Annotated in this window: 8 protein-coding genes; 5 read left to right on the plus strand and 3 right to left on the minus strand. The window is 58.4% G+C overall.

Translation table 11 applies throughout. The features are described 5' to 3' along the window. The 3 genes from moeB to NA647_RS19355 form a co-directional block, all read left to right on the plus strand. The coding region (gene moeB, locus NA647_RS19345) for a molybdopterin-synthase adenylyltransferase MoeB (protein WP_256059133.1) at positions 1 to 622 on the plus strand (622 nt) is incomplete at its 5' end. Then, the gene (gene murI, locus NA647_RS19350; RefSeq protein WP_256059134.1) at positions 615 to 1,406 is read left to right on the plus strand and encodes a glutamate racemase; all 792 of its coding nucleotides are present in this window, start codon (positions 615 to 617) and stop codon (positions 1,404 to 1,406) included. The genes moeB and murI, both read left to right, overlap by 8 nt. Before the next feature lie 87 nt (positions 1,407 to 1,493). Continuing rightward, positions 1,494 to 2,012: an acyloxyacyl hydrolase gene (locus NA647_RS19355; protein WP_256059135.1), complete on the plus strand. Its 519-nt coding sequence runs from the start codon at positions 1,494 to 1,496 to the stop codon at positions 2,010 to 2,012. 108 nt (positions 2,013 to 2,120) lie between these two features. On the opposite strand, the gene NA647_RS19360 is transcribed toward NA647_RS19355, so the two are convergent. The 3 genes from NA647_RS19360 to upp form a co-directional block, all read right to left on the minus strand. Then, entirely contained in the window at positions 2,121 to 2,435 is a 315-nt protein-coding gene (locus NA647_RS19360) for a YkgJ family cysteine cluster protein (protein ID WP_256059136.1), read from the minus strand. 113 nt (positions 2,436 to 2,548) lie between these two features. Next, the gene (locus NA647_RS19365; protein ID WP_256059137.1) at positions 2,549 to 3,811 is read right to left on the minus strand and encodes a uracil-xanthine permease family protein; all 1,263 of its coding nucleotides are present in this window, start codon (positions 3,809 to 3,811) and stop codon (positions 2,549 to 2,551) included. A gap of 1 nt (position 3,812) precedes the next feature. After that, on the minus strand, positions 3,813 to 4,451 hold the full coding sequence (upp, locus tag NA647_RS19370; RefSeq protein WP_256059138.1) for a uracil phosphoribosyltransferase: 639 nt from the start codon (positions 4,449 to 4,451) through the stop codon (positions 3,813 to 3,815). 175 nt (positions 4,452 to 4,626) lie between these two features. Between upp and NA647_RS19375 the strand changes: the two genes are divergently transcribed. Beyond that, positions 4,627 to 5,184 (plus strand): hypoxanthine-guanine phosphoribosyltransferase, encoded by a 558-nt coding sequence (locus NA647_RS19375; protein ID WP_256059139.1) that lies wholly within the window; start codon positions 4,627 to 4,629, stop codon positions 5,182 to 5,184. 577 nt (positions 5,185 to 5,761) lie between these two features. Further along, the coding region (locus NA647_RS19380) for a DUF1302 domain-containing protein (RefSeq protein WP_256059140.1) at positions 5,762 to 6,447 on the plus strand (686 nt) is incomplete at its 3' end.

Below are 6,447 nucleotides of genomic sequence, written 5' to 3' on the forward strand. Positions count from 1 at the left end.
GCTTTATCTCGCCGCCGCAGGGGTGGGAGAGCTACATCTGGCGGACTTCGATAGTGTCGATCTGACCAATCTGCAGCGGCAGATCATTCATGATTCGTCTTCGGTAGGGGTGCAGAAGGTGGACTCGGCGATTGCGCGTTTGTCGGGGCTCAATCCCTTGGTGAAGCTGGTGCCGCACCGCGCCGCAATGGATGTCGATACCCTACGTGCGGCTGTGGCTGCGGTGGATCTGGTACTCGATTGCACCGACAACTTCGCCGTGAGGGAAGCCGTGAATGCCGCTTGTGTCAGCGCGAACAAACCTCTGGTGAGCGGTGCGGCGATTCGCCTTGAGGGACAGCTGTCAGTGTTCGATCCGCGAGTAATGACAAGTCCGTGCTACCACTGCCTCTACGGCCATGGCAGCGAAGCCGAACTGACCTGTAGCGAGGCCGGCGTAGTGGGCCCGCTGGTGGGGATGGTGGGCAGCCTGCAGGCGCTCGAGGCGCTGAAGCTGCTCGCCGGCTTCGGTGAGCCTTTGGTAGGCCGGCTGCTGTTGATAGACGCGCTGTCCGGTCGCTTTCGCGAACTGAAGGTCAAGCGCGACCCGGCCTGTGCGGTTTGCGGCGACCGCCATGGCTGATAACGCCCCGATTGGCGTCTTCGATTCCGGCGTGGGCGGGCTGTCGGTGCTGCGGGAGATTCGCGCGCGCTTACCGCAGGAGTCGTTGTTGTACCTGGCCGACAGCGGTCATGTGCCCTATGGCGAAAAAAGCCCGGAATTCATTCGCCAGCGGTGCCGATCGATCGCTGACTTCTTGCTGGGGCAGGGCGCCAAGGCTTTGGTGCTGGCTTGCAATACCGCAACTGCCGCGGGAGTGGCCGAGCTTCGCGAGCTGTATCCGAATGTTCCGTTGGTGGGGATGGAGCCGGCGGTAAAGCCTGCCGCACAGGCGACTCGCAGTGGTGTCGTGGGGGTGCTGGCAACTACCGGCACGCTGAAAAGCGCGAAATTCGCCGCATTGCTCGACCGCTTTGCCAGCGATGTACGGGTCATCACCCAGCCCTGTCCCGGTCTGGTCGAGTGCATCGAGGCCGGCGAACTTGAAGCGGGCGCGACGCGCTCGTTGCTGCAGGGTTTCGTTCAGCCCTTGATCGAGCAGGGCTGCGACACGCTGATACTGGGATGCACTCACTATCCGTTCATCAAGCCGCTTCTAACCGAGCTGCTACCGTCTAACGTGACTCTGGTGGACACCGGGGCCGCGGTGGCGCGGCATCTCGAAGTGGTACTGGCGGCGCGGGACCTGCTGGGGCATGGCGAACCGGTGACACGGTTCTGGAGCAGTGGCGATCCCCGCCAATTAGCCGGCGTACTCCCGCTACTTTGGGGCGAAAACGGCACGGTAGCCGACTACTCTGATTAGGAACTCCCCGCTGCGCCTGCTTTCTGTATGCGAGTTAATGCTCGAAAAAACAACAAGCGACGCCAACTTTTCGATAAGGAAATTCCGATGAAAAAACTGATCTCCCTCGCTGCGATTGCCGCCGTTTCGCTGGGTCAGGTGGCTGCTGTTCATGCGCTGGACCTGACCGCTGCCGTCGGACAGACCGGTGAGTCGACAATGACTTATCGCCTAGGTGCGCAATTCGACTTCAACCGCAGCTGGTTCCAGACGAGCGTGGGGCGGCTCACCGGATATTGGGATGCTGGGTACACCTATTGGGAAGGTGACGAAACCTCAAGCAACCATAGCGTGTCGCTGGCACCGGTATTCGTCTACGAATTCGCCGGAGATGCGGTGAAGCCTTATCTGGAAGTAGGCATCGGTGTTGCGGCGTTCGAGAACACCAAAGTGGAGGATAAGGATCTGGGATCTTCATTCCAGTTCGAAGATCGTTTCGGCGCAGGGCTGCGATTCGCTGGCGGGCACGAAGTTGGTATTCGGGCAATCCACTATTCCAATGCCGGGATCAAGAATCCGAACGATGGCATCGAAAGTTACGCAGTGCATTATCGGGCGTCGTTCTAAGCGCCATAGGCAACGCCCGTAGCATGGTGCGGGCCGCGCAGCTTAAACCCATCGGCTATTTAAGGTCGATGGGTCTTACTTAAAGTTGTGCTCACCCGTTCACTTCGCTCATTCCTGATAAGCCCGTTCAGAGCCCTTTCGCTCCTCCAGGCAATCTTCCGAGCCGAGCTCGAACTCCCTGCAGATCAGCGGTCGCTTCTCATAGATGGTGCAACGCATACTGTCGCGGTCGAGCGCCGCGCACCAGCCATCATCGAGACGGCGCATGATCTGGCCACCCCAGGCGTCCTCATCGATAAAGCGCTCCGGTACGCCGGTATCGGTGATAAGAAGAACCTCGAGTCGACAGCAACAGGCGGCGCAAGTGGAGCAGCTCACAGCAGCTCCGCTCAGTTGTCGATGGGGAATGTTGGGCAAGCTCATCGCGGCAGTCTACCGTTCCTGTCCAGCAATAGCTGTAACGGTCATGACATGTTGCGCGATACGGAGCAGTGACGAAGGCCAGCTCGCAAAAATGCGGCTGGCCAGATATCGCGTCAGCTATTTTCTTCGAGCTGCTTGTTTTTCCAACCTTCTCCGCCCGGTAGCAGCAGGTTGAGGAGCAGCGCGATGATCGCGCAAAGGGAAATGCCCGATAGAGTGAATTCGCCATAGCCGATCGCCATGCCGCCAATGCCGAACACCAGCGTCACCGAAACGATGATCAGATTACGCGCTTCCGCCAGATCCACCTGATGGCGGATCAGAGTGCTCAGGCCGACTACGGCAATCGAACCGAACAGCAGGCAAAGGATGCCACCCATCACCGGCACTGGAATGCTCAGCAAGCCCGCTCCGAACTTGCCGATGAAGGCCAGGACGATGGCGAAGACCGCTGCCCAGGTCATGATTTTCGGGTTGTAGTTCTTGGTCAGCATCACCGCGCCGGTGACTTCCGCGTAGGTAGTATTGGGCGGGCCGCCGAACAGGCCAGCGGCTGAGGTGGCCAGACCGTCACCTAGCAATGTGCGGTGCAGCCCCGGCTTTTTGATGAAGTTGTTGCCAGTGACCCCGCCGATGGCCACCACGCCACCGATGTGTTCGATCGCAGGGGCCAACGCCACCGGAACCATGAACAGAATCGCGCCCCAATGAAATTCGGGAGCGACGAAGTTCGGAACTGCCAGCCAGGGCGCCGCGGCGATGCCGGTGGTATCCACGACGCCGAACGCGAACGACAGACCATAGCCCATCGCGACGCCAGCAAGTATTGGCACCAGTCGGAACAACCCTTTGCCGAGTACGGCCACCAGCAGCGTCGTCAACAGCGCTGGCATCGAGATCAGCATGGCGGTCTCGTACGGCACCAGTTGGGCGCTGCCGTCGCCGGCCTTACCCATGGCCATGTTTACCGCGACAGGCGAAAGCGCGAGACCGATGGAGATGATGACCGGAGCGATTACAACGGGTGGCAGCAGCCGGTCGATAAAGCCCGGGCCTTTGAGGCGAACCGCAAAGCCGAGAATTATATAGACGATGCCCGCCGCGACTACGCCGCCGAGTACCGCGGGCAGGCCGAAGTCACCTTTGGCCGCGATGATCGGTGCGATGAAGGCGAAGCTCGATGCCAGAAACACGGGCACCTGACGCTTGGTGACCAGTTGAAACAGAAGGGTGCCGATACCAGCAGTGAACAGCGCAACGTTAGGGTCCATGCCGGTGATCAACGGCATCAGCACCAGTGCGCCGAACGCCACGAACAGCATCTGCGCGCCGGCGAGAACCTGGCGGCCGAGCGCTTCTTCCATGGGTTGCGACATCTCAGATGTCCTTCTGCTTGGTGCCGAAGATCTTGTCCCCCGCATCGCCCAAGCCGGGCACGATATAACCATGCTCGTCCAGGCGCTCATCAATGGAGGCGGTATAGATGATGACGTCCGGGTGAGCCTTCTCCACGACATCGATGCCCTCCGGCGCGGCGACCAGCACCAGCGCACGGATCTCCTTGCAGCCCGCTTTTTTAAGCATGTCGATGGCCGCAACCATGGAGCCGCCGGTTGCCAACATTGGATCGATGATCATCGCCAGACGCTGATCGAGGTCGTCCACCAAACGTTCCAGATAAGTGTGTGCCTGCAGAGTTTCCTCGTTACGGGCGATGCCTACCGCGCTGACCTTGGCGCCGGGAATCAAATTGAGCACACCGTCGAGCATCCCGATGCCGGCTCGAAGAATCGGTACTACGGTGATTTTCTTGCCGGAGATCTTTTCCACCTGGACCGGGCCGCACCAGCCCTCGATGCTGTAGTTCTCGAGCGGCAGGTCGCGAGTCGCTTCGTACGTCAGGATCGACCCGACCTCCTGCGCCAGTTCGCGAAAGTTCTTGGTGCTGATATCGGCGCGACGCATCAACCCAAGTTTGTGGCGAATAAGCGGGTGGCGGATCTCTCGAATGGTCATGGTGGCTCCGGCGGTCGAATAAACCGGCGTAGATTAATGCATCGGGGTGTTAGCGGCTATTGATGTATCAATCAGGGCTTGCCCTTGCCGCAACTGCATCGGTATCGTCGCGCCCCTTATTTTTGTGCGCAGCCGGCTGAGCTGCTTCCTTCTCTTATTGCCTTGGAGCATCGCCATGTCCGTCGATCTCGCACATATCCGCCAGATCATGGCTGAAGCCGATTGTCTTTATGCCGAAGCCGAAGTTGAGGCGGCAATCGATGCGGTGGCCGCAAAAATCAATGGTGAGCTGGCCGACCGTAATCCGGTAGTGTTTTGCGTCATGAACGGAGGACTGATCTTCTCCGGCAAGCTGGTTCCGAAGCTCAACTTTCCGCTGGAGCTCTCCTATTTGCATGCCACGCGTTACCGTAACGAAACGAGCGGTGGCGACTTGTTCTGGAAGGCCAAGCCGGAGATTTCCTTCATCGACCGCGATGTGTTGATCATCGACGACATTCTGGATGAGGGGCATACCCTCGGCGCGATCATCGATTTCTGTCGTCATGCCGGTGCCACTGCCGTGCATACCGCGGTGCTGGTCGACAAGGAGCACCAGCGCAAAGCCCGTCCAGACCTGAAAGCAGATTACGTCGGGCTCACCTGTGCCGATCGCTACGTGTTCGGTTACGGCATGGACTACAAGGGTTATTGGCGTAATGCCCCTGGTATCTACGCCGTTAAAGGAATGTAAGGCGGCTAGCCTTGATATACCGTTAGGGCCGAATGCTCGGCCCTGGTTTCTGACTAAGTGGCTATCTCGTCACGTTTCCTGTTCCGGTTGGGCTATCCCTAGCGCCGAGCGACTGCCTTTGCTCGCTTCTCCTCCCTGCCTGTAGACCGACGCGAATGCGCTACCGGCGGCTATTCGGCCTTCCAGTTGTTTCGTTTCGCCCCAGGGCGCTGTGCTTGGGTAACGCTCCGACTCGCCGATGGCGTTTTGCCTTCCTTACTGCCTGTGAGTTGCGATGCAGATTACGGGCGCTTCAGTTCAAATCGCCTGGGGTTGATTGAGCGTAGTTCCGGAGATTTTCCGCAAACGGCGTCGCAGCTGCTCTATTTCGGGGCTTGCACCAATTTGCCTTGCGGCTAAGCTCTTCGATAGCTTCGCTGGGGGCGGCATTTCCGATAGGGTGATGCTCCTTTGCAAGCCAGTAACGGGAAGGTCGTTCATACTTTAGGATTACAAAACAAATCAAACCTTAGTGCGCTTAACCCTCCGCTGCCGTGTGGTTAGGGTGAGCCTACTTCGAACCAACCAGGAGCGCCTCATGACAAAAACAACAAGGCAAGGAATCTTCCAGCCCAAGGCATTGGCTCTCGCCGTTGCGCTGGGCACTGCCGCACCGGCTTATGCCCTTAATTTCAATATTGGGGAAATCGAGGGGCAATTCGACTCGGCAATGTCGGTCGGGGCTAGCTGGTCGACGGCTGACCGGGATATGGATCTGGTGGGTATCAACAATGGCGGCACTGGTTATACCCAAACCGGCGATGATGGCCGGCTGAATTTCAAAAAGGGCGAAACCTTTTCGAAGATTTTCAAAGGTGTGCATGACCTTGAGCTGCGCTACCGGGACAGCGGTGCGTTCATTCGAGGCAAATACTGGTACGACTTTGAGCTGAAAGACGAGAGCCGCCTGTTCAAAGACATCAGCGACAGCAACCGTAAAGAGGCTGCGCAGTCATCTGGTGCCCAGATTCTCGATGCCTTCCTCTACCACAATTATTACGTAGGCGATCTGCCTGGCACGGTACGTGTCGGCAGGCAGGTCGTGAGCTGGGGTGAAAGTACCTTTATCGGTAACTCTATTAACTCCATCAACCCGCTCGACGCTGCAGCCTTCCGTCGCCCTGGTGCGGAAATCAAGGAAGGTCTGATTCCGGTAAATATGCTCTATGTGTCGCAAAGTCTTAGCGATCGCTTGAGTATGGAGGCGTTCTATCAACTGGAATG

This window comes from Stutzerimonas stutzeri, assembly GCF_024448985.1.
In the GTDB taxonomy this organism is placed as follows: Bacteria; Pseudomonadota; Gammaproteobacteria; order Pseudomonadales; family Pseudomonadaceae; genus Stutzerimonas; species Stutzerimonas stutzeri_AP.

What these genes read in the sequence shown, in the direction of transcription:
- murI (WP_256059134.1), top strand. Translation starts at nt 615, where the DNA reads ATGGCTGATAACGCCCCGATTGGCGTCTTCGATTCCGGCGTGGGCGGG.
- upp (WP_256059138.1), bottom strand. Translation starts at nt 4,451, where the DNA reads ATGACCATTCGAGAGATCCGCCACCCGCTTATTCGCCACAAACTTGGG.
- NA647_RS19355 (WP_256059135.1), top strand. Translation starts at nt 1,494, where the DNA reads ATGAAAAAACTGATCTCCCTCGCTGCGATTGCCGCCGTTTCGCTGGGT.
- NA647_RS19375 (WP_256059139.1), top strand. Translation starts at nt 4,627, where the DNA reads ATGTCCGTCGATCTCGCACATATCCGCCAGATCATGGCTGAAGCCGAT.
- NA647_RS19365 (WP_256059137.1), bottom strand. Translation starts at nt 3,811, where the DNA reads ATGTCGCAACCCATGGAAGAAGCGCTCGGCCGCCAGGTTCTCGCCGGC.
- NA647_RS19360 (WP_256059136.1), bottom strand. Translation starts at nt 2,435, where the DNA reads ATGAGCTTGCCCAACATTCCCCATCGACAACTGAGCGGAGCTGCTGTG.